This is a genomic window from Vogesella urethralis (genome assembly GCF_007644045.2).
Classification (GTDB): Bacteria; Pseudomonadota; Gammaproteobacteria; order Burkholderiales; family Chromobacteriaceae; genus Vogesella; species Vogesella urethralis.
In genome coordinates this window covers 1-232 of the sequence record NZ_VMDW02000081.1, presented here as the reverse complement: position 1 = coordinate 232, position 232 = coordinate 1, and the positions used below count along the sequence as shown (strand labels likewise).

1 protein-coding gene is annotated in these 232 nt (G+C 61.6%); it reads right to left on the bottom strand.

Annotated features, from left to right (window positions below; translation table 11 throughout):
- Positions 1-232, bottom strand: a 232-nt coding sequence (locus FLQ03_RS08675; protein ID WP_240802234.1) for a pseudouridine synthase, incomplete at both ends; no start/stop codon positions are given.

Below are 232 nucleotides of genomic sequence, written 5' to 3'. Positions count from 1 at the left end.
CGCTGCCGGACCATCTTCTAACTGTACGCCGCGCGACAGCTGGCGCAGCTTATCATCATCCACCTGGCCGAAAACGCGAACGGCGTACTCACGCTCGACTTCACGGCTCGGGTGCATCAGGCGGTTGGCCAGTTCGCCATCGGTGGTGAACAGCAGCAGGCCGCATGTATTCACGTCCAGACGACCAACGGCAATCCAGCGCGCGCCGCGCAGTTTAGGCAGACGATCAAAC